1 protein-coding gene (cut by a window edge) is annotated in these 25,635 nt (G+C 68.2%); it reads left to right on the plus strand.

From position 1 onward, the window contains the following. On the plus strand, positions 1–25,635 hold the 5' portion of the coding sequence (locus tag JY96_RS06295) for a non-ribosomal peptide synthetase (protein WP_035035891.1). The gene runs 2,997 nt beyond the window's last position; 25,635 of the gene's 28,632 nt are visible here — the first part of the coding sequence; its start codon is at positions 1–3; its stop codon lies off the right edge, out of view.

Genomic DNA, 25,635 nt, shown 5'->3' on the forward strand with positions numbered 1-25,635 from the left:
ATGGATGGTTCTGTTGTCGATTCCTTCGAGCAAGTTGGACGTGCCTTGCCCGCCTTGATCCCCTTGTCTGCTGCACAAGGCGTGATCTGGCTGGATCAGATGGTGAACGCCGGCCTGCCCTGCTACCAGATCGGCATGTGCGTGGACATCCAGGGCCCATTGGATGTGGCGATCCTCAAGCGCGCGATCGAGCACGTTGCCCAGTGCCACGATGCCTTGCGGCTCGCGCTTGCGCCGGCGGACGCGGGCTCACCGGCATCCCAGGGGCAGCCTCAGTGGTGCGTGCTCGACACCGTGGCCGTGCACATGCCCGTGGTGGACCTGCGCGAACAGCCTGTGGCCGCCATGGCCGCCGAGCCTGGCCAACCAGACCGCGACCGTGCACTCGCCTTGGTGCAGCGCACATTCAGCAGCCCCGCCCCTTTGCACGCCGGCATCCCGCCCTGGGACATGCTGGTGGTGCGTTATGCCGAGGCGGGTTATCTCTGGATGCACCGCTACCACCATCTGGTCATCGACGGCTACGGTGTGCCCATGGCGGGGCAAGCCATGGTGGAGGCCTACAACCGGCTGCTGGCCGGCCAGTCGCTGGCTGGGCATGAGGCACCGTCCTACACCGAGCTGCTACCGGCAGAGCAGGCCTACCGCACCTCTGCCCGCCACGACAAGGATCTGGCCTTCTGGCGCCAACGCTATGCCGTGCTGCCCCCGGCGCTGCTGCCGGCGCGCCATGCCCAGGCGTCTGGCGAAGCCCCCGGCAGCGGCAAACAGGTATGGCAACTGCCCCGCGCCCTGTACGACCAGGTGACGGCCCATGCGGCCGCACGCGGGTTCACCGTTTCGCACTTCCTGCTGGCCCTGATCCACACGGGCCTGTCGCGCATGCACGCGGTCGACGAGATCGTCATCGGCGTGCCCGTGCACAACCGCACCACGCCGCGCCAGCGCCAGACCATCGGCATGTTCGCGTCGATGAACCCCATCGGCGTGCCGGTGGACCTGCAGCGGGACTTCACCGCGCAGATGCAGGCCGTGGCCGATGAGCTGCGGCGCTGCCTGCGCCACCAGCGCCTGCCCATCGCCGACATCAACCGCGCGGTGCAACTCGGCGCCACGGGCCGGCGGCAGATCTTCGATGTGAGCTTCTCTTTCGAGGCCTTCGATGCAGATGTGAGCATGGGCCCTGCGCGCCCGCGCTTCTGGACGCTGCACAACGGCCATGAGCCAACACCCCTGGCCATCGCGGCCAAGGACTACCACCGTGATGAAGGCCTGCTGCTGGAGTTCGTCTTCAACCGGGCGCACCTGGATGAAGGCGAAGTACAACGCTTGATCGGGCGGCTGGAGACAGCCTGCCTGGCCGTGCTCGACGGCTTCCAGGGCCCGGTCGCCAGGCTGCCACTCATCCCGCAGGCCGAGGCCCATTTGCTGCAGCGCTTCAACGACACCAGCGTGCCGTTTGAGGATGATGTGGCCATCCACACGCTGTTCGAGCGCTGCGTGGCCCGGCATCCCGATCGCATCGCGCTGGTGTGCGATGGCGCGCAACTCAGCTACGCCGACCTGGATGCCCGCGCCAATCAACTGGCCTGCCAGTTGCAGCAAGGATGTGTGCAAGCCAACAGCCTGGTGGCCATCGTCATGGGGCGCAGCACCGAGCTGGTGGTGGCCTTGCTGGGCGTGCTCAAGGCCGGTGCCGCCTACGTGCCGCTGGACCCGGATCACCCCCAGGCACGCCAGGCCGAGTTGCTCGATGAAGTCTCGCCCAGCATGGTGCTGGTGCAGGAGGCCTGCCTGTCAGCCCTGCCTGATTGTGGCTACCCGATCATGGTGCTGCCACCGGCAAAGCCCGATGCAACCACCGAAGCGTTGCCACAGGCTTACCCCGCGGCAAGCGATGCATTTAGCGCACGCAGCCTGGCCTATGTCATCTTCACCTCGGGCTCCACAGGGCGCCCCAAGGGCGTGATGAACGAACACCGTGCCGTCGTCAACCGGCTGGTGTGGATGCAAAAGGCCTATGGGCTGGAAGCCGACGACAGCGTGCTCCAGAAGACCCCCTATGGCTTTGACGTGTCGGTCTGGGAGTTCTTCTGGCCCTTGACCACAGGTGCCAGGCTGATCATGGCCAGGCCCGACGGGCACCAGGACCCGGCCTACATCGCGCACGTGATCGAAAGCAGTGGAGTCACCACCGTGCACTTCGTGCCCTCGATGCTGCAGGTTTTTCTGGCCGACCCGGCTGCGGCCCGCTGTACCGGCCTGCGCCGCGTGATCTGCAGCGGTGAGGCTCTGCCCTGGGCCCTGCAGCAGGAGGTGCTGTCGCGCTGGCCCGGCACACAGCTCCACAACCTGTATGGCCCCACGGAAGCGGCCATCGACGTCACGGCGTGGCCATGCCGCCCTGCGCCTGCGCCGCGTCCTGATCAACTGGTGCCCCGCGTGCCGCGTGTGCCCATCGGCAAGCCCATCGACAACATCCGCATCCACATCCTGGACGACCTGGGGCAAGTCGTGCCCATCGGGGTGCCGGGGGAGATCCACATCGGCGGTGTGGGTGTGGCGCGCGGCTATCTGGGGCAGCCCGAGCTGACGCAAGCGCGGTTCATCCCTGATCCCTGGGCCAATTCATTGACCGGGCCATCGGCGCCCGACGCCCAGGGCAGCCGCCTGTACAAGACCGGCGACATCGGCTGCTGGCGCGAGGATGGGGCCATCGACTACCTGGGGCGTGCAGACCACCAGGTCAAGATACGCGGCCAGCGCGTGGAGCTTGGCGAGATCGAGCACCATCTGCTCAAGCACCCTGGCGTCAGTGATGCGGTGGTGGTGGCTCACACCGCCGCAGCCGATGGCACACCGGGTGAGCAGCGCCTGGTGGCCTACGTCGTGCCCCAGGCAGGCACGCAGCACCAAGAGCTGATACCCAGCCTGCGAGCCACACTGCGCGCCACCCTGCCTGCCCACATGGTGCCCAGCGCCCTGGTGCAGCTGCCCGCCCTGCCGCTCAATGCCAATGGCAAGCTGGACCGCAAGGCCCTGCCGGTCCCCACGGATGCCGACCTGGCCCATGCGACATTCGAAGCGCCACAAGGTGCACTGGAAGAAGCCGTGGCGACCGCATGGCGGGCGCTGCTGGGCGTCGAAACCCTGGGCCGGCACGACAACTTCTTCGACCTGGGCGGGCACTCGCTGCTGGCCATCCGCTTGAGCGAGCAACTGCGCACCATGGGTTGGCAGGCCGACATGCGCCTGGTGTTTGAAGCGCCCACGCTGGCCCGGTTCGCCCAAGCCTTGAGTGAACGTGGGCAGCAGGCGCCTGAATCCACGCAGGTCTGGCCGGCATCCAGCATCCCGCCGGGGTGTACACGCATCACGCCGGACATGCTGCCACTCATCGAGCTGAGCCAGGGCGCCATCGACCACATCGTGGCGGCCGTGGGTGGCGATGCCAGCCGCATCCAGGACATCTACCCCCTGGCCCCACTGCAGGAAGGCATGCTGTTCCACCACGCGAGCCTGGCACGTGATCAGAACGGCCGGCCTTTGCGCGGCGACCCTTACGTGATGCCCATGCTGCTGCGGCTGGAAGGCCCGGCACAACAACAGGCCCTGCTCGCGGCACTGCAGCGCATACTGGGGCGGCACGACGCGCTTCGCACCGCCGTGGTCTGGCAAGGCTTGCCACAAGCGGTGCAGGTGGTGATGCGCGAAGTGGCCTTGCCCGTACAAGCCGTGGCGCTGACGCCCACCAGCGATGTGCTTGCGCAATTGCAAGCGCGCATGGCACCGCAGCAGCTGCACATGGACCTGAGCCAGGCGCCGCTGCTCAGGCTGGAGCTGGCAGCACTGCCCGGCACGCAAGGCGCCGGGCACAGCACGTACGCCATCATCTACCTGCACCATCTGGTGGACGACAACCAGTCCCTGCAAGTTGTGCGCGACGAGTTGCGGGCCTTGGTGCGCGACGAAGCCAGTGCCTTGCCGACGGCGGCACCCTATCGGGATTTCGTGGCCCGCACACGCGCACTGAGCGCCAGCGGGCGCGATGAACCCTTCTTCCAGGCCAGGCTCGCCGACGTGAGCGAGCCCACCTCACCCTTTGGTTTGATGGACGTGCATGGTGATGGCAGTGATGTCGTCGAGCACGTGGCACGCTTGCCCGACGAGTTGAGCCAGCGCATCGTGCAGCAAGCACGGCAGCACGGCGTGGTACCAGCCGCGCTGCTGCATCTGGCCTGGGGCATGGTTGTGGCACAGGCCAGCGGGCGCGACGATGTGGTCTTTGGCACCGTGCTCAGTGGCCGCGTGCATGGGCAGGGCTCCGCGCACACCGTGGGCGCCTTCATCAACACCTTGCCGCTTCGCATGAAGCTGGCAGGCAAGGCCGTGGCGCAACGGGCGGCCGAGACCCAGGCAGAACTGCTGGCGCTGCTCGCACACGATCACGCACCACTGGCGCTGGCCCAGCGTTGCAGCGCCATGCCGGCGGGCACCCCCTTGTTCACCTCCGTGCTCAATGTGCGGCACCCACAGGCGCAAGGCATCCTGGAGGCCGATGCCGAACTCGCGCCCGGCATGGTGGTGTTGTCAGCACAGGAGCGCAGCAACTACCCGTTGGTCATGTCGGTGGACGACCTGGGAGGCGACTTCGTGTTGCGCGCGCAGGCCAGTGCACACGCGTCGACCGGGCGCGATGAACTCGCCGCGCGCTGCAACCGCTGGATGACACAGGCCCTGGACGTGCTGGCGCGCGCGCTCGAGCGCACGCCGCAAACCCTGATGAACAAGCTCAGCGCCCTGCCCGCGGAAGAAAGCGCCCAGGTGCTTGGTGCGTTCAACAACTGCCAGGCGCCAGCGCCGCGTCAGATCCTCGTGCACCAACTGGTCGAGGAGCAGGCCCGGATCAGGCCCGATACGCCGGCCATCAGCATGGGTGCACAGCAGCTGAGCTACGCCGAGCTCAACCAGCAGGCCAATCAATGGGCCCATCTGCTTCAACAACAGGGCCTGGGGCGAGGTGACCTGGTCGGCTTGTGCATGCCGCGCAGCCCGGCGCTGCTGATCGGCCTGCTGGCCATCCTGAAGGTCGGCGCCGCCTATGTGCCGCTGGACCCTGTCTACCCCCGCCAGCGCCTGGCGCACATGGTGGCTGACAGCCGCATGCGCCTGATCCTCACTGCACAGGGGCTGCACACCGAGGCCTGGTCTGGCGAGGTGCCCGTGCTCGACATGGACGCCAGTCGGGCCCTGTGGTCAGGCCAGCCGCCTGGTGACCTGGATACGCTGGCGCTGGCCGGCGAAGACCCGGCGTACGCGATCTACACCTCGGGCTCCACCGGCACGCCCAAGGGGGTGCTAGTCAGCCACGCCAACCTGGCCAATCTGGCCACCGTTCAGCAAACCGATCTGGAGGCTGCCGCCCACAGCCGGGTGCTGCAATTCGCCTCCATCAGCTTCGACGCCAGCATCTGGGAATGCCTGCTGGCCTGGGGTGCCGGTGCCTGCCTGGTCATGGCCGAGCGTGAGGCCCTGCTGCCAGGCCAGGCGCTGTACGACACCCTGCGCGACGAGCGCATCACCCACGCGCTTTTGCCACCCGTGGCCGTCAGCATGATGCCCACGCATGAAGGCCTGAGTGCCCTGCGAGTGCTGTGCGTGGGTGGCGAAGCCTGCCCGCCGGGGCTGGCGCGCCTATGGGCTGACCCGCAGCAAGGCCGCAGCCTGGTCAACCTGTACGGGCCCACCGAAGCCACCGTGTGCGCCACCAGCTACGAGTGCCTGCCGGATGACAGCGGCCCTGTGCCGATTGGGCAGCCCTTGCCGCACGCACAGGTCTACATCCTGGATGCCCACATGCGGCCTGCGGGCCTGGGCATCGCGGGTGAAATCTACATTGGTGGTGCCGGCGTGGCGCTGGGTTATCTGCACCGCCCCGCACTCACGGCTGAACGCTTCGTGCCCGATCCCTTCGGCGAGCCCGGTGGCCGCCTGTACCGAACCGGTGACCTGGGCCGCTGGCGCGAAGACGGCCGCATCGACTACCTGGGCCGCAATGACCACCAGATCAAGCTGCGCGGCATGCGCATCGAACTGGGTGAAATCCAGGCCGCCCTGATGAAGCAGCCAGGGGTGCGCGAGGCCGTGGTCCTGCTGGACGAAGATGCCAGCCCAGCACGTCTGTTGGCCTACGTCACCGGGCCAGAGGCCATGGACGCGCGCACCATCCGCCAGGGCCTGCGGGCGGATCTGCCCGAGTTCATGCTGCCTGCGAGCGTGACCGTGCTGGATGCCCTGCCGCTGAGCCCCAACGGCAAACTCGACCGGGCCCGTTTGCCTACCGTGCAAGAGGCACCACGCGCTGAGGCCGGTGCGCCTCAAGGCCCGGTGGAGACCGCACTGGCGGCGATCTGGGCCAGTTTGCTGCACACACCGCACGTCCACCGGCACGACAATTTCTTCGACCTGGGCGGGCATTCCTTGCTGGTGGTGCAGATGATGGACCAGCTGCGCGCCATGCAGCTGGAGGTCGATGTGCGCCGCATCTTTGCCGCGCGCGATCTGGCCGACCTGGCCGAGTGCATCACGGCACCAAGCCCTGAAGATGAGCCCGCGGTGCTCCCCCACATCCCGCCAGGCTGCACCCACATCACGCCAGCTCACCTGGAGCCCTTGCTGTCATGGGATCAAGCCACCATCGACACCTTGGTCCAGCAGGTGCCTGGTGGCGCGGCCAATGTGCAGCAGGTCTACCCGCTGACACCGGTTCAGCAGGGCATGCTGTTTCACCGCCTGCTGCATCCGCAGGCGGGCGACGCTTATGTCCTGCCCTTGCTGCTGGATTTCGAATCGCCAGCGCGCCTGGCGGTCTTCACCGATGCGCTGAGGCAGGTGGTGGCCCGGCACGATGCCTTGCGCACGGCACTGGCCTGGTCCGACCTGCCCGAGCCCGTGCAAGTGGTCTGGCGTGAGGCGCCACTGCTGCTGGCGCAGGCCCCGATTCAACCGCCGGCGCAATGTGGCCGCAGTGTGGCCGAACAGATGCAAGCCCTGATGGACCCGGCTTCGGCGCGCATCGACCTGAGCAGGGCACCCTTGCTGCGCCTGCAAGCCGCACCGGCCCAGTGGCACGCCGACGGCCCGGACGCCCAAGGGCCCTGCCTCCTGCTGCTCAGCGTGCACCACAGTGTGTGCGACCACGTCTCGCTGGAGCTGGTGCTGCGCGAGGTGGCCACCTGCATGGCGGGCCAGGCCCACAGCTTGCCGGCCGCCGCCAGCTACAGCACCTTGGTGGCCCGGTCCCGATCCGGCTCGCGCGAGGCTACAGCCCAGGCGTACTTCCGCCGCCGCCTGGCCGATGTGGACGAGCCCTGCACCCCGTTTGACCTGGCCGACGTGCATGGTGATGGCACGGGCTTCAACGAAGCGCGCCAGCCACTGGCGCCGGCCAGCGTGAGCCGCTTGCGCCAGCAGGCACGCTCATTGGGCGTGAGTGTGGCCGCGCTGGTGCATGTGGCCTGGTCGCTGGTCGTGGCACGCTGCACCCCTGGCAGCCGTGCGCAAAACGGCAGCGTGGTGTTTGGCACCGTGCTGTCTGGCCGCCTGCAAGCGGGCCCCGCGGCCCACGCGCTGGGCCTGTTCGTGAACACCTTGCCCGTGCGCGTGGACCTGGTCGACCAGGACTTGCCCACGCTGGTGCGCCACACCCACGCGGACCTGCTTGAACTGGTGACGCATGAACACGCCTCGCTCGCGCTGGCGCAACGTTGCAGCGGCCTGCCGCCTGAGCAGCCCTTGTTCAGCGCGGTGCTCAACTACCGGCACAGCAGCGGCGAGACGGAGGGCCTGGCCGCGCTCGACGGCATGCGCGTGATCGCCAGCCAGGAGCGCACCAACTACCCGCTCACCGTATCAGTTGACGACTATGCCCAAGGCGGCCTCAGCCTGAGCACACAGGCCCGTTCACCGGCCAGTGCGATGCACATCAACACCTGCCTGGCACACGCCATCGAGGTGCTGTTGAATGCGCTGGAAGGAACGCATTACGCCGTGTACGCGGACGAACTGGACATCCTGCCCAACGCCATGCGCGAGCAGTTGCGCCAATGGTCGCAAGGGCGGGCGACAGACGATCCGCATGCGCCGCTGCAAGGCCCCACACCCGGCCTGGCCCATGCCTGGTTCGAAGCGCAGGCACACCGTCGCCCTCAGGCCCTGGCCATGACCCATGGCGAGCAGCACTGGTGCTATGGCGAGCTGGAGGCCCAAGCCAACCGCCTGGCACGCCATCTGCGTGCGCAAGGCGTGAAGCCCGACAGCCTGGTGGCCATTGCCGTGGAACGCGGCCCCGCCATGGTCATCGGCTTGCTGGCCACCCTCAAGGCCGGTGGCGCCTACCTGCCCATCGATCCGAACTATCCGCCGGACCGCATCCGCTACATGCTGGCCGATGCGCGCCCCGCCGTGCTGTTGCTCAGCGAAGGCACCGTCGCCTTGGCCGAGGTTCTGACCAATGCCCACGATCAGGCCGGCACCAGCCGCATCGTCAACCTCGACGACGTGCACACCCGACAGGCGCTGACCCGGCAAGAGGCCCATCCGCTGCGGGCCGAGGAGACAGGCGTCCTGCCGACGCACCTGGCTTATGTGATCTACACCTCTGGCTCCACCGGCCAGCCCAAGGGCGTGATGATCGAGCACCGCGGCGCCTGCAACCTGCTGCGCGCCTCGCTGGCGCCGCTGGGTCTGCACGAGCAGGCACGTGTGCTGCAGTACGCATCCTTCAGCTTCGACGCCTCGGTGTGGGAATGGCTGATGGCACTGGGCTCGGGCGCCAGCCTGCACCTGGCCGACCAGGCCGACTTGCTGCCCGGCACGCCCTTGCAGCAGACCCTGCGCCGCCTGGCCATCACGCACGTGCTGCTGTCGCCGGCCGTGCTGAGCGCCTGGCCTTTGGGTGACGCCGCGGCCAGCCTGCAAACGTTGATCGCAGGCGGCGACGTTTGCCCCGCCGAATTGGCAAGCCAATATGCGGGCCTGCCCCGCTTCATCAATGCGTATGGGCCAACGGAGGCCTCCGTGTGCGTGAGCCTGGATGTGCTCGCTCAAGGCGCCGATCAGCCCGAGGACGGCCCATCGGCCCTGTCCATCGGCCGCCCGCTGCCCGGCACACGGGTGCACATCCTCGATGAACACATGCGCCCCGTGCCGCCCGGCGTGCCCGGCGAGATCTGCATCGGTGGCATGGGCGTGGCGCGAGGCTACCTCCATCGCCCGGAGCTCACCGCTGAACGGTTCGTGCCGGATGCCGAAGCACCCGAGGCCAACGCCCGGCTCTACCGCACAGGGGATCTGGGCCGCTGGCGCGCAGACGGCCGCATCGACTACCTCGGGCGCAATGACCAGCAAGTCAAGGTACGCGGCTTCCGCATTGAACTGGGCGAAATCGAAGCCAGCTTGCGCGCCTTGGCCGGCGTGCAGGCGGCCGCCGTGCTGGCCGACAAGGGTGCACGCGGCCACCAGCGTCTGGTCGCCTTTGTGGCGCTGCATGCCGCTGGCCCGGGCACCGCGCCTGATGCCCACAGCCTGAAGGCCCAACTCCAGCACACGCTGCCCGAGCACATGCTGCCCTCGTCCATCATCGTGCTGGACAGTTTGCCCCTGGGCACCAGTGGCAAGGTGGACCGCAAGGCCTTGGCTCTGCACCTGTCTTCGGACGCAGGGCACGCCCATCAGGACGCACTGTCACGCAGCGAGGCCCACAGCGCTGGAGCAGGCTTCGAGGCGCCCGTGGGCGCCGTCGAACAAGCCCTGGCCGCGATCTGGTCATCTCTGCTGGGCATGGCCCGCATCAGCCGCCATGACCGCTTCTTCGACCTGGGCGGCCATTCGCTGCTGGTGGTGCAGATGGCAGAACGCCTGCGGCAACACGGCTGGGTCGTGCAAGTGCGCGACGTGCTGCTGGCCCACAGCCTGGCGGACCTCGCACGCAACGCCACGCCCGCACGCCCCCAAGATGCGCGTGATGCGTGGTCGCACAGCCAGATCCCCCCCGCCTGTGAGCGCATCACACCGGACATGGTGCCGCTGGCACGCGACGCGGGGATCACGCCCTCGCACATCGACACCATCGTCGCGGCCGTACCGGGTGGTGCCGCGCAGGTGCAAGACATCTACCCTCTGGCCCCCCTGCAGGAAGGGCTGCTGTTTCACCGTTTGATGGATGGCGAGGCGCGTGGCGCCCAGGCCCCTGCCCGCGACGATTACCTGCTGCCGATGGTCTTTGCTGCCAGCAGCCGCGCCCACCTGGATCGTTTCACCGAAGCGCTGCAGGTCCTGGTCGAACGGCACGACGTGCTGCGCACCGCCATCTTGTGGCAAGGCCTGCCCCAGCCCATGCAAGTGGTCTGGCGCACAGCCCGGCTGCCGGTGCTGTCCTCTTCGGCAGACCCTGGCCTGCTGCCACTGGACCGCGCGCCGCTGGGCCGCGCCTTGATCGTCCCGCCGCACGCGCCCTTGCCGCCCAGCTGTGCGCACCTGAACGCCAGCGAGCCGGCTGATGCGCAAGGCGAGCCAGGCTGGCGCATCATCGTGCAGATGCACCACCTGGTGTGCGACCACGTGTCTCAAGAGGTGCTGCTGCAAGAGCTGCAAACCTTGCTGGCCGATGCCGAGCGCCCGATGCAGCAAGCCGCTGCCACGCTGCCACCGCCCGTGCCTTACCGGGGCTTCGTCGCCCAAGCGCGGGCCTTGCAGGCCGATGCTGCCGCCCGCCAGCACTTCCGTGACACGCTGGGCGACATCGACGAACCCACCCTGCCTTTCGGACTGAACCCTGGCCTGACCCCCAGCCCGGCACAAGACGAGCAGCACCGTGTGGCAGAACACCGCACGGCCCTGGAAACCAGCCTGGCTCGAACGCTGCGCACCCAGGCCAGACACCTGGGCGTGACGCCTGCCGCGCTGTTTCATGCGGCCTGGGCCCGTGTGCTCGGTGCCTGCAGTGGCCGCCAGGACGTGGCCTTCGGCACGGTGCTGTCCGGCCGGCTGCAAGGGCTGCACGCCGCTGGTGACACAAACGTGGCCGGGGTGGACCGCGCCATGGGCCTGTTCATCAACACCCTGCCCGTGCGCGTCCAACTGGGCGAGCACCACGCTGCGACGGCCCTGGTGCGCGCCTTGCACCGCCAATTGCTGGCACTCCTGCCTCACGAGCAGGCACCGCTTGTTGACGCGTTGCGCAGCACGGCCCTGCCTGCGGGCACGCCCCTGTTCAGCGCGGTGCTGAACTACCGTCATACCGTGCCCGAGGTGTTGGCCCCGCGCCTGGGTGGCATGACCCTGCTGCACAGCCAGGAGCGCAGCAACTACCCCTTTGCCTTGCTGGTGGACGACCTGGGCGAGGGCTTCATGCTCAGCACCCAGACGCGCACACCCAGCAGCCACGGTGCGCTGGATGGCGTGCAGCCGCACCGCCTGAGCGCCTACGTGCTCACCGCCCTGCAAGCCCTGTGCGACGCGCTGGCGCACGACGACCGCCCCGCATCCAGCTGGCCCTTGCTGCCCGAGCCCGAACAACGGCAACTGCAGGCCTTCAACCCACCGCCCTCGCCTTACCGTGACCAGGCGCTGATCCACGAGCTCTTCGAGGAGCAGGCCGCGCGCACGCCAGACGCCCCCGCCATGCGCATGGGCGCTGATTGCCTGAGCTATGCACAGCTCAACGCGCGAGCCGATGAGCTGGCAGGCAGGCTGCGGCCCGCGCTGGATGCGATGCGCCCCTCGGGCCCTGTCGTGGTCGCCCTGCTGCTGCCACGCAGTCTGGACGCCTTCATCGCCAAGCTGGCCGTGCTGAAAGCGGGCACGGCCTACCTGGCCATCGACCCCGGCTACCCCGCCTCACGCATTGGCCTGATGCTGGAGGACGCCCAGCCCGGCCTCGTGATCAGCCAACGTGGCCTGGCGCCGTGCCTCGATCAAGCCATCGGGCATGGTGTCCCGACACCCTGGCCCACACTCTGGGTGGATGCGCCCGAGTTGGATGACGGGCGCATCAGCCATGGCGGCACGGGCTTGAGCGCGCGCCCACGGCCCGGCCCTGATCACCTTGCCTACGTCGTCTACACATCCGGTTCCACCGGCCGCCCCAAAGGGGTCATGGTCACGCATCGGGGGCTGTGCAACCTGTCGGCTGCACAAGGCCAGGCCCTGCAACTGGGCCCCGGGCACCGGGTGCTGCAGTTTGCGGCCTATGGCTTCGATGCCTGCGCCTGGGAGTGGGTGATGGCGCTCACGCATGGCGCCACGCTGCACCTGGCCACCCAGGATGAGCTCATGCCAGGCGAGCCACTGCAGGCACTGCTGCGTCAACAGGCCATCAGCCACGTGACCTTGCCGCCCGTTGCCCTGGACGCGATGGACGCCGGCCCCCCGTTGCCTGACCTTCAAACCGTGATCGTGGCCGGCGAAGCCTGCCCACCGGCCCTGGCCCGGCGTTGGGCACCCGGCCGCCGCTTCATCAATGCCTATGGGCCCAGCGAGGCCACGGTCTGCGCCACCATGTACCGCTGGCAAGCTGAGGCCGATGCCGCCGGGCACGCGGCCACGGTGCCCATCGGCCAACCCATCGCCAACACCCAGGTCCATGTGCTGGACCAGGCCCTGCAGCCCCTGCCGATCGGTGTGGCCGGCGAGATCTGCATCGGCGGCGAAGGTGTCGCCCTGGGCTACCTGCGCCGTGACGAACTGAATGCGGACCGCTTCGTCCATGTGCCCGCCCTGGGTGGCCAACGCGTTTACCGAACCGGTGACCTGGGCCGCTGGCGCCCGGACGGCCAGCTGGAATTCATGGGCCGTCTGGACCATCAAGTCAAGCTGCGCGGCTTCCGCATCGAACTGGGCGAAATCGAGTCGCGCCTGACGCAATGCGCCGGCGTGCACGAAAGCCTGGTCCTGCTGCTCCCGCACACGCCCCATGCGCCCCACGGCGCCACCGCTGACGCACAACTGGTGGCCTACGTCACCGCACCGCCTGGTTCGCCCCTGCCCGATCCATCGGCCCTGCGTGCAACGCTGCAGGCCGAACTGCCCGCCTACATGGTGCCGGCCGCCATCATGCCCTTGCGCAACTGGCCGCTCACACCCCATGGCAAGGTCGATCGCCAGGCCCTGCCCCGGGCCAGGTATGCTCACGCCGATCAGGACGCGAGCCCGCTGAGCCCGACGGAAAGCCGCCTGCGTGCCCTGTGGGTGGACGTGCTGGCCCTGCCGCATGATGGCCAGCTCGGCAGGCAGGCCCACTTCTTTGAACTGGGTGGCCACTCGCTGCGCACGGTGCAACTGGTGGCCCGCATGCGCCAGCACTTTGGTGTGGTCATGCCACTGCGGCAAGTGTTCGACGGGCCGACCCTGGCCGCCATGGCCAGCTGGCTGGACGCCCAGCCCCTCGCACCTGCCAGCCCAGCCGATCCGGGCAGCCCGGCATCGGCGATCCTGCCTGCGCCCAGAAGCACCACCATGCCGTTGTCCTGGTCACAACAGCGCATGTGGTTCCTGGACCAGTTCCCCGGTGCGGCAGCGGCCTATGTGCTGCCGCTGGCGCTGCGCATGCAGGGGCCATGGGGCGCCGCGCAACAAGTGGCCCTGCAAACCAGCCTGGACGCCTTGCTGGCGCGCCACGAGGCACTGCGTGCCCGCTTCAACATGGTCAACGGCGTACCAGTTCAGCACATCGCCCCACCTTCCGGCTTGCACATCGAGCAGGTCCAGGCCGGGCCAGAAGCCCCCGATCTGGCCCACCTGCTGCACGAACACGGCCAGTCCATCCAGGCGCCATTCGATCTGGCTCGGGGGCCGCTGGTGCGGGCTCGCCTCATCGAGGTGTCGGGCACCGATCACATCCTGCTTCTGGCCCTGCACCACATCGTGGCGGACGGCTGGTCATTGGGCGTGTTGACGCGCGAGCTGGCGCAGCTGTATGCCGCGGCCATCGCCAACGAAGCGGCCAGCCTGCCACCCCTGAGCCTCCAGTATGCGGACTACGCCCACTGGCAACAGGGTACGCAGGCCGAGGCGCTCCTGGCCGATCAACTGGCTTTCTGGCAGGCCACCCTGGCCGGCGCCCCGGCCCTGCTTGACCTGCCGACAGACCACCCTCGCCCCGCCGTTCAACACCATGCCGGCGACCTGATCAGCCTCACGGTGCCCGCCTCGATCACGGCCAGGCTGCAAGCGCTGGCGGCCCACCACGATGCCACGCTCTACATGGTGCTGCTCACCGCATGGGCCATGCTCATGTCGCGGCTGAGCGGCCAGAGCGACGTGGTCATCGGCACACCGGTGGCCAACCGCACGCGCCCCGAACTGGAAGGCGTGGTGGGCTGCTTCATCAACATGCTGGCCGTGCGAGTGCAACTGCATCCACAAGACAGCCTGGGCGCCGTTCTGGCCCGGGCGCGCAGCCAGGCACTGGCCGCGCTGGCCCACCAGGAGCTGCCCTTTGACCGCGTGGTGGACGCCATTGCCCCCACACGCAGCCTCAGCCACAGCCCGGTTTTCCAGACCACGCTGAACCTGCTCAACACGCCAGACACCACGCTCACCCTGGGTGAGCTCACGCTCAGCACCATCGATGTCCCGCGCCTGGGCTCGCCGTTTGACCTCAACCTCAGCCTGCGTGAAGAAGGCGGTGCGCTGGTGGGCGCGATCGAATACGCCACTGCCCTGTTCGAGCGTGCCACCGTGCAGCGCTGGGTGGACAGCTTCCTGACGCTGCTGGATGGCATCGCGCCAGCAGATCAGCCGGACCAGCGCGCCAACACAAGCTGGCGCGCCCTGGCCTGGTTGCCACCAGCCCAGGTGGCGCAGTTGCAGGCCTTCAACCCGCCCCCACAAGCATGGCCGCCCGTGCGGCTGGAGCAGCTGTTCGAAGCCCAGGTTGCGCGCACCCCGGATGCGCCGGCCCTGGTGGCCGACGCCACAACGCTGAGCTACGCCGAACTCGATGCGCAGGCCAGCGCCATGGCAGCACGGCTGCAAGCACAGGGCCTTGCACAGCAGGGGCTCGTTGCCATCCTGCTGGAGCGCTGCCCTGAAGCATTCGTGGCCGTGCTGGCCACGCTCAAGTCAGGCGCTGCTTACCTCCCGCTCGATCCAGCCTACCCGGCCGCCCGCCTGGCCTACATGCTGGCCGACGCGCAGCCGCAGCTCATCGTCACACAGCGCAGCCTGCAACACCTGCTGGAAGGCGTGGATGCAGGCAAGGCCGCCCAGGTGCTGCTGGTGGACGACACCACCTTGCTCGCCCAAAGGCGCCCGACGCCGCAGCGCGATGCGGCTGCATCTCGACCGAGCGAAGACGACCTCGCCTACGTGATCTACACCTCGGGTTCAACCGGCAAGCCCAAGGGCGTGATGGTGAGCCACCGCGGGCTGTGCAACCTGGCCCAGGTGTCCGCCGATTCGCTGGGCTTGAACGCCCGCAGCCGGGTGCTGCAGTTTGCCTCCCCCAGCTTCGACGCCTGCGCCTGGGAATGGATCATGGCGCTCACCACCGGCGCCAGCCTGCACCTCGCACCGCGAGAGGCCTTGCTGCCGGGCCCGAATCTGCAGGCCACCTTGCACACGCGCGGCATCACGCACGCCTTGCTGTCGCCTTCAGCACTGGCCGCAGCCCCACTGGGCATGGGCACAGCCAGCCTGCGCACCCTGATCGTGGGCGGCGAAGCCTGCCCCACTGCGGTGATCGAGCCCTACCTGCGTGCCGGCCTGCGCGTCGTCAATGCCTATGGCCCCACGGAGGCCTCGGTGTGCGTCACGCTGCACGCCTGCAGCCTGCCCGACCAGCCAACCGAGGTGGGCGGCACACCCGCCACGGTGAGCATCGGCCACCCCTTGCGCAATGCCCGCCTGCACGTGCTGGACGAGGCCTTGCAGCCTGTGGGCATCGGCGTCGTCGGCGAAATCTACATCGGTGGCATCGGCCTCGCCCGCGGTTACCTCGACCGAGACGCCTTGACTGCCGAGCGCTTCGTCACCGGTGCGCCCCACGGCTGGCCTGAAAGGCTGTACCGCACAGGCGATCTGGCCTGCTGGCGACCCGATGGCAGCCTGGACTACAAGGGCCGCTGTGATGATCAGGTCAAGCTGCGGGGCTTCCGCATCGAGCTGGGTGAAATCGAAGGGCAGTTGCTGCGCTGCCCGGGCGTGCGTGAAGCCGCCGCGCTGGTCCGCGAAGACCTCGCCGGCCAGAAGCGCCTGGTGGCCTATGTGGCCAAGGGGCAGCCTGAGCGCGAGCATGACAGCGCACCGCTGGCGCCAGATGCCCTTCGCCAGCAGCTCAAGGCCGTGCTGCCCGAGCACATGCTGCCCGCCGCCATCGTCGTGCTGGACACGCTGCCCCAGACCCCCAATGGCAAGCTGGACCGCCAGGCCCTGCCACCGCCCGCGCCAGCTGATGCCACGGACATCACCGCCGGCTTCGCAGCCCCCGAGGGCCCGATAGAAACCGCCGTGGCGAGGATATGGGCCACGCTGCTGGAGCGCCAGCACATCGGCCGCGATGACAGCTTCTTCGACCTGGGTGGCCACTCTCTGCTGGTGATGCAGATGATCGAGGCTCTGGGCCACGTGGGCTTGCATGCCAGCGTACACATGGTGTTCGCCGCGCACAGCCTGCGCGAGCTGGCTGCCGCCTTGGCCGATCAGGCAACAGGCTCACCCGGCGACACCCTGCTGCCCGAGTTGCTGCACACCATCCCAGGCGGCTGCACACGCATCACGCCTGACATGCTCCCCTTGGCCACGCTGAGCCAGGCGCAGATCGATGCGCTGGTCGCCAGCGTCCCCGGTGGCACGGGCAATGTGCAGGACATCTACCCCTTGACCGCCTTGCAAGAAGGCATGCTGTTCCACCATCAGCTCAGCGCGGGTGCCGGCGACGCCTACATCCTGCCCGTGGCCCTGAAGCTGCAAGACCCGCTCACGCTGACACGCTTCCTTGAAGCACTGCAAACCGTGGTCGACCGCCATGAAGTGCTGCGCACCGCCATCGCCTGGCATGGTCTGCCCCAGGCCATGCAGATCGTCTGGCGCCACGCACCGGTGCGCGTCGAACACGTTCAGCCGGGTGAGCACCATGCCGACATGACCGAGCAGCTCACCTCGGCCATGGCCGTCGACCGGTTGCACATGGACCTTGGCCGTGCCCCTCTGTTGAAGGTACAGCAATGGCCGTGTCCATCGGATGAAGCAGGCCCGCGTTACCTGTTGCTGCAGCTGCACCACATCGTGTGCGATCACATCTCGCTGGAGGTGGTGCTGGCCGAAGTGGCCACGCTCATGTCAGCGCGGGTGTCGGCACAGATGTCGGCACAGGTGTCGGGCCAGCATGAGGTGCTGCCGCCACCCGCCTCCTTCAAGGCCTTCGTGGCCCACAGCCTCGCTCAACGCGACGATGCCGCCGCACAAGCCTTCTTCCAGTCCCGCCTCGGCGACTTCACGGAGTGCAGCGCGCCCTTTGGCCTGACCGATACACAAGGGCATGGCACCGCGTTCACCGCGCACACCCAGCCCCTGGACGAGACCTTGTCCACCAGGCTGCGCCAGGTGGCCCAGACCCACGGCGTGAGCCCCGCTGCCCTGTTCCATCTTGCCTGGGCACTGGTGGTGGGCCGGTGCAGCGCGCGGGATGATGTGGTCTTTGGCAGTGTCATGTCCGGGCGGCTCAACGATGCCGCGACCCGCGCCGGCGCCCAACGCACGCCGGGCCTGTTCGTCAACACCTTGCCCATGCGGGTGCCCCGTGAGACGGCAGCCGCGGCCGTCCACGAAGCCCTGCAGCAGGTGCACCACGCGTTGCTGGACCTGGTTCGCTTCGAGCAGACCCCCTTGTCCCTGGCCTTGCGTTGCAGCGGTGTGCCCGCAGGCTCGCCGCTGTTCACCGCCATGCTCAACTACCGCCACAGCGCACCAGCGGCGGCCGGCGCAAACTGGCACGGTATCGAGGTGCTGGCCAGCGAGGAACGCAGCCACTACCCCGTCTCGCTGTCGGTGGACGACACGGGCGAGGGCTTCACCTTGTCTGCGGAGGTGCAAGCACCGGCGCAGGCCTGGCGCATCCCTGCCTACATGGCCTGCGCACTCGACGGGCTGGTGGACGCACTGGAAAAGCACGCCCGCCACGGCACCCGCACGGCGCTGGCGCACATCAACATGCTCCCGGCTGAAGAGCAGCAACTGCTGGAGGCGACGCCCCTGGCGCCATCCTTCACCCCCGTTCACGAGCAGATCGCCGCCATGGCCCGGCGGCAACCCGATGCGCTGGCCGTGAGCAGCACCGCCGAGGCCGCGCCTACCGCCACGCTGAGCTACCGCGAACTGGATCAGCGTGCCACCCAGTTGGCCAAGCAGCTGCAAGCCGCAGGCGTGGGCTCCGAGCAGCTCGTGGGCATCGGCATGGCGCGCAGCCCCGAGCTGATCGTGGCGCTGCTGGCCATCCTCAAAGCCGGAGGCGCCTACCTGCCCCTGGACGCCGCCTATCCGGATCAGCGCCTGAGCCAGATGTTGACGCAGGCACGCCCGCACTGGATGCTGGTCGATCTGCACACGCAAACGCGCATGGCCGACCTTGTCCAGCAGCACGCCTTGGGCACGCAGCTGATGGCCGTGCACGACATCGCCTCGCACGAACCGGGCGGGCTTGATGCCAACGCCGCCCCCACACCGCCACGGAGACCGACCCAGGGCGAGCAACTGGCTTATGTGATCTTCACCTCCGGCTCCACCGGGCAACCCAAGGGCGTGATGATCGAGCACCGCAACCTGTCGGCCTATGTGAGCGCCGCGGTGCAAGCCTATGGCCTGGTGGCGCAAGACCGGGTGCTGCAGTTCGCCTCCATCAGCTTTGATGCGGCGGTGGAAGAGATTTTTGCCCCGCTGGCCATCGGTGCCACCGTGGTCCTGCGCCATGAAGAGATGCTGGCCTCGCCGCGCCATTTCATGGCTGCCTGCGTGCAACACCGCCTGACGGTGCTGCCCTTGCCGACGGCCTACTGGCGCGTGCTGGCCACCGCCAGCGACGAAGAACTGTTGCAGCCCTTGCAGGCCACGCAGCCTGGCACCCTCGATGTGGCGCCCCCCTGGCGGCTCGCGGTCATTGGCGGGGAAGCCGCCTCACCAGCCGCCTTGCAACGCTGGCAAGCACGCTTTGGCCAGCACGCCAGGCTGATCAACAGCTACGGCCCCACCGAGACCACCGTGGTGGCCACCGTGGCCGAAGTGCCGGCCAGCTACAAGGCCGGCGTCGCCCATGCTGCCACGCACGAAGCGGTCAGCATCGGCCGGCCACTTGCCGGCACCACCATCCGCATCCTGGATGCCCAGCAGCGCCCAGTTCCCATCGGTGTCACCGGGGAGATCCACATCGGCGGCGCCCAGGTCGGCCGAGGCTACCTCGGGCAGCCCGAGTTGACGGCCACCCGTTTCATCGCCGACCCGAGCCACCCAGCGCAAGCCGGCCAGCGCCTGTACCGAACCGGTGACCTCGGTCGCTGGACGGCGCGCGGCGACATCGAGCACCTCGGCCGCAATGACGACCAGGTCAAGCTGCGCGGCTTCCGCATCGAGCTGGGTGAGATCGAGGCCCGCCTGGTGCAGGCACCCGGTGTGCGCGATGCCGTGGTGGCCTTGCGCCCGGCAAGCGACGGCCCTGGCGACGATCAGCGCGGCGCCCAACTGGTGGCCTACGTGGTGCCCCATGCGCCCCAGATTGACACGGCGCAGATGCGTCGCGAGCTCCGCGCGCAACTGGCCGCCTGCCTGCCCGACTACATGCAGCCTCATGCCCTGGTGCTGATGCCCGCACTGCCCCTGTCACCCAATGGCAAGGTGGACAGACGTGCCCTACCCGCACCTGGTGTCGAGGCCCTGGCCAGCCACGCATTCGAGGCGCCCATCAACGAACGCGAACAGTTGCTGGCCCGCATCTGGGCCGAGGTGCTGCATCTGCCTGCCGACCACCGCATTGGCCGGCAAGACAGCTTCTTCGCGCTGGGGGGCCATTCGCTGCTGGTGATGCAGTTGATCGAGCGCCTACGCCAGGCTGGCTGGGTGGTGCCCTTGCGCAAAGTCTTCGAACATGCGCGCCTGGCCGAGCTGTCGGCGGCCTTGCAAGCGCTGGCCGACGCACCCGCATCCCCGGCAGAGCGCGAAAACAGCCTCATTCCACCGGGCGCCCCCAGCATCACGCCCGACATGCTGGACCTGTGTACCCTCACGCCCACGCAGATCGATCGCATCGTGGCCACCGTGCCGGGTGGCGCCCCCAACATCCAGGACATCTACCCGCTGGCCCCCTTGCAGGAAGGCATCCTGTTCCATCACCTCTATGCGGGTGATGCAGACCCGGCGGCCCGGCAGGATGACCCCTACATCCTGCCCTCCATCCTGAAACTGGACAGCCGCGCCCACCTGGACGCGCTGCTGCTGGCCTTGCAAGGCGTGATCGCACGGCACGACGCACTGCGCACGGCCATCGTCTGGCGCGCCTTGCGTGACATCAACCCGGAGCAAGGCCTCGCCGTGCAGGTGGTCTGGCGCCATGCCGACCTGCCCGTACACGAGTTGCCGCGGGCACCCGGTGAGGACGCCCTGGCCCGCCTGCAACAGGCCTTGAGCGGCCCGCAACACATGGACCTGGAACAGGCGCCCCTGATGCGGATCTCGCTGGCCACATCGGGCACGGCGTGCTACGTGGCGATTCAGGTCCACCACATCATCAGCGACCACGTGTCGCAAGACATCGTGCTGCAAGAGGTGCAGGCCCATCTCGCCGGCATGGCGGCAAGCCTGCCCCGGCCTGTCTCTTATCGGCGCTTCATCGCCCATGCGCAGCGGTCGGCGTCGTCATCGGCCGCGCGCCAGTTCTTCACCGACATGCTGCAGGACGTGGACGAACCAACGGCCCTGTTCGGGTACACCGACGTCCACCACAAGGCCGCACAACAGACCGCCCCTCAGGAGGCGCAGCAAGCCGTCCCCGACGCGCTGAACAAGCGCATCAGGGCGCAGGCCAGCCTGCTCGGCATCAGCCCCGCGGCCCTCATGCACGCAGCCTGGAGCCTTGTGGTCGCGCGCTGCAGCAACCGTCAGGATGTGGTGTTCGGCAGCATCCTGTCTGGCCGGCTGCAAGGCATCGCCGGGGCCGACCGCATGATCGGCATGTTCATCAACACCCTGCCCATGCGCGTGCCGCTCGCCGGTGCCAGCGCCCGGTCGCTGGTGCAAATGGTGCACACCGGCCTGCTCGATCTCCTGGCCCATGAACAGGCGCCGCTCACCCTGGCGCAAGGTTGCGCCGGTGTGCCCGGCACGCTGCCGTTGTTCACCGCCGTGATGAACTACCGCCACAGCGCCGGCGGCCAGCAAGCGGCAGAAGACCAAGCCCTGCAGGGCATCGAGCTGATCTCCAGCCAGGAGCGGACCAACTACCCCTTCGCCCTGTCGGTGGACGACCTGGGTGAAGCCTTCCGCCTGACGCTGCAAGCGCAAACCAGCGTGGGCATCCCCATGGCCGACACCCTGGCCGCGCGCCTGCTGGCCTTCATGCTCGAGGCCTTGGGCTCGCTCACCGAAGCCCTTGAACACGCGCCGGACACGCCCGCGACCTCACTGCCCGTGCTGCCCGCATCCGAGCACGCGAAGCTGAAGCAGGCGGGCCAAGGCCCCGCCCTCACAGGCCGGCATCAACAGCCCATCCATGCGCTGTTCGAGCAGCAGGCTCGCCTGCAACCGCAGGCCACCGCCATCATCGACGGCGCACGCCAGTGCAGTTATGCCGAGCTGGACGCACGCGCCGATCAACTCTCACGCCATCTGCAAAGCCTGGGCCTGCAAGCAGGCCAGCCTGTCGTGCTGTGGATGGGCAGAAGCCTGGACATGGTCGTGGCCCAGCTGGCCACCCTGAAAGCCGGCGCCTATTACCTGCCCATCGCCCCGGACACCCCCAACGAACGCGCGGATTTCATGCGGCGTGATGGCGACGCACGCCTCGTGCTCACCAGGCTGCATCTCGGCAGTGCGATGCCATCCGCACCTTGGCTGACGGGCTGCGAACTGGTCGACATGGCCATGCTCGACGCATCGCCCATCCCCGCAGAGCACGCGCCCCAGCACACCGCAACCAAGGCCCCGCAGGTCAGCACCGAGTCCATCGCCTATGTGATGTACACCTCGGGCTCAACCGGCCAGCCCAAGGGCGTGGTCGTGCCGCATCGAGGCGTCACCCGCGTGGCGGTGGACAACGGCTACGCGCACATCGGCCCGCATGACCGTGTGGCCCACATCAGCAACCCCGCCTTCGATGCGGCCACATTTGAAGTGTGGGGCGCCCTGCTCAATGGCGCCTGCCTGGTCGTGATCGACGCCGACACCGTGTTGAGCCCGCCTGCCTTGTGCCACACGCTCATGGATCGCGGCGTCTCGGTCATGTTCATGACCACGGCGCTGTTCAGCCTGCATGCCCGCGCGCTGACACCGGCCTTTGCCCGCTTGAACTACCTGCTGTTTGGCGGTGAAACCCTGGACCCGGCGCCCGTGCGCCACGTGCTGCAGCACGGCCGGCCGCGCCACCTGCTGCACGTCTACGGCCCCACCGAAACCACCACCTTCGCCACCGCCCATGAGATCCGGCTACTGGGTGATGCCGATGCCACCGTGCCCATCGGCCATGCCATTGCCGGCACGCACATCCATGTGCTGGATGAAGACCAACGCCCCGTGCCCATGGGCGTTTGCGGCGAGATCTACATTGGTGGCGCCGGCGTGGCGCTGGGCTACCTGAACCGCCCTGACTTGAGCCACGAGCGCTTCATTCACCTGAACGGCGACATGCTCTACCGCACCGGCGACCTAGGCCGCTGGCGCGAACCCGGCGTGCTGGACTACATGGGCCGCAATGACCAGCAAGTCAAGATCCGGGGCTTCCGCATCGAGCCTGCTGAAATCGAAGCCTGCCTGTTGCAAGACCAGCGGGTGAAGGAAGCTGTTGTCATGGCCCGTGAAGACCAGCCCGGCCAACGCCGTCTGGTGGCCTACGTGGCCGGGCATGCACCCTCATCCCCATCGGACGCCCACGCACTGCGCGCCCACCTCAAAGCGCATCTCAAGGCGCGTCTGCCCGAGTACATGGTCCCGGCCGATATCGTGGCCGTGGACGCCTGGCCGCTCACGCCCAACGGCAAACTCGACCGCCGCGCCCTGCCCGCGCCTGACCACGCCAACACGGCGCCCGACGCACAAGAGGTACCACACGCCGGCATCGAGCAGGCCATGGCCACCATCTGGTCCAGCCTGCTCAACCGCGAAGGCTTGCGCCGTGAAGATGACTTCTTCGAACTGGGCGGCCACTCCCTGCTGGCCGTGCAACTCGTCAACAGGGTGCGAGACCAATGGCATGTGACGCTGCCTTTGCGCCGTGTTTTCGAATCCCCCAGGCTGGCGGACCTGGCCCAGGCTGTGCTCGACTTGCGCTCGCAGCAAGCGCCCTTGCTTGCAGAAGCCGGCATGCCCCAAGCGCCCATCCCCCGCGCCGATCGCAGCCAGCGCCTGCCCCTGTCGCTGGCCCAGCAACGCCTGTGGTTCCTGGATCAGATCGAGGGGCTTGCGTCCGCCTACGTGATCCCGGTGGCACTGCGCCTGCAAGGCGAGCTGGATGTACCGGCCTTGACCGCCGCATGCCATGCCTTGATCCAGCGGCACGAATCCCTGCGCACGGTCTTCCCGGCCGTGGATGGCCAGCCCGAGCAACGCGTGCTGCCCGTGCAGGAGATGGCCTTGACCCTCTCGGACCAGGCATCGCACGAACGCGAGCGCGACGCCGTGTTCCAGCAGCCCTTCGACCTGGTCCATGGCCCGCTGGTGCGCGGCGCCCTGGTCCGCGTGAAGCAGGACGAGCACCTGCTGTTCATCGCCATGCACCACATCATCTCGGATGGCTGGTCCATGGGCGTGGCGGTGCGCGAACTGGTGCAGCTGTACGCCATGCACAGGCAGGGCATGCCGCTCTCGCTGCCGCCACTGCCCATTCAGTATGCTGATTACGCGGCCTGGCAACGCAGCGCATTGGGTGATGCCACCCTGCGCGAGCAAGCTGCCTTCTGGCGCACCACCCTGGCCGGCGCCCCGGCCCTGCTGGCCTTGCCCACAGACAGGCCCCGCCCCGCACAAGCCAGCCATGCAGCCCGGCGCAGCACGGTGGCGCTCGGCCCAGCCTTGAGCGCCGAACTCCAGCGCTGCGCACAACGCCACGGCATCACGCTGCACATGCTCTTGCTGTCGACCTGGGCCCTGCTGATGGCACGCCTGAGCGGGCAAAACGACATCGTCATCGGCACCCCCGTGGCCAACCGGCCACGCCAGGAACTCGAAGGCCTGGTGGGCTTCTTCGTCAACACCCTGCCCTTGCGCCTGACGCTGGCAGACGACGCCACCGTGCAGCAATGGCTGCACACCGCGCGCACAGCCACCCTGGCCGCCTACGCCCACCAGGACCTGCCCTTCGATCGCATCGTCGAAGCCCTGCAGCCGCCCCGCAGCCTGGCTCATGCGCCGGTCTTCCAGGTGCTCTTCAGCCTCAACAACACGCCAGCCGCATCCGGCAGCCTGCCCGACCTCACCGTCAGCCCGCTGGAGGTGGAGACCCCTCACACCCAGTTCGACCTGGCCCTCAGCCTGCAAGAGCACGAAGGTGACATCACCGGCACGCTGGAGCACGCCAGTGAGCTGTTTGACACCGACACCATCGAACGCTGGCTGCAGCACTGGGCCGTGATGCTGCAAGCTGTCTGCCAGGCCGCGCCCGAGCAACCCTGCCAGACACTAGACTGGCTGACCGAGGCCGACCGGCAGCAACTGCGGCACTTCGCGCAAGGCCCGGCCCCCGCCGCCGATGCCACCCAGCGGCTGGCCCACGAGCGCTTCGATGATCAGGCGCGCCTGCAACCTCTGGCCTGCGCCTTGCACTTCGACGGGCAAGCCATCACTTACGCCGAACTGCAGCGCCGCAGCGATGCCCTGGCCCGGTCACTGCGCATGGCCATGCCACAGGCCAGCGACAACGACAACGAGCGCATCGTGGCGGTGCTGCTCCCCCGCGGCATCGAGATGATGGTCGCTGTGCTGGCCACGCTCAAGGCCGGCTGTGCCTACCTGCCGCTGGACCCGAGCTACCCACCCAGCCGCCTGCGCTTCATGTGCGACGATGCCCAGCCGCTGGCACTGCTGACCCAGGCATCCTTGCTGGATCTCGCCCAGGACTTCGCCCAGCACATGGCCCCGGCATGCGCACCAGCGCCGGGCCTCGAAGGGCCGCACACTGAGGGCAGCCACATCGTGGTGATGGCCAACAAGGCGGCATCCCCGGCCTCAACGCCGGCCTCGTCCGCAAAGCGGCCGGGCCCTGCCGACCCTGCCTACGTCATCTACACCTCCGGTTCCACAGGGCGGCCCAAAGGCGTGGTGCTGACCCATGGCGGCCTGCAGAACCTGGCCAGCTGGCAGCAGCAGTATTTCACCGTGGGCCCTGGTGACCGCGTCCTGCAATTCGCCTCCTTCAGCTTTGATGCCTGCACCTGGGAATGG

Origin of the sequence: Aquabacterium sp. NJ1, assembly GCF_000768065.1 — a bacterium.
Lineage (GTDB): Bacteria > Pseudomonadota > Gammaproteobacteria > Burkholderiales > Burkholderiaceae_C > Aquabacterium.